Here is a 286-nt window from a genome sequence, read left to right as displayed (position 1 = left end):
CATCTACGCGGCGTTCTTCCGGACCGGGACGGTGACCGGCGGCGGCGCGGCCGAGCGGGGGGCACACGAGCCGGTTCCGGTGCGGCCCGCCGCACCGGCCGAGGGGCGCGCACCCTCCCCACGGGGGCCGGCCGGGAAGCTGCGGCCGAGCACCGCGCCCCTGGCCGTGCTCGCCGAGCGACGCCTCCGGGAGGACGTGGACCGCTGGCGCCCCGACGCCGTCGTCTCGACCTTCCACCTCGCGGCCCAGGTCACCGGCAGAATGCGGGCGCGTGGCGCCCTGGAC

The 286-nt window shown here is 79.4% G+C and carries 1 pseudogene; it reads left to right on the top strand.

The annotated features are described in order from the left end of the window. Positions 1 to 286, top strand: a pseudogene (locus ACSNOK_RS33845) (hypothetical protein); the annotation flags it as partial.

The sequence above is a fragment of the Streptomyces sp. URMC 126 genome (assembly GCF_051386555.1).
In the GTDB taxonomy this organism is placed as follows: domain Bacteria; phylum Actinomycetota; class Actinomycetes; order Streptomycetales; family Streptomycetaceae; genus Streptomyces.
This window is presented reverse-complemented; position numbering and strand designations above follow the sequence as displayed.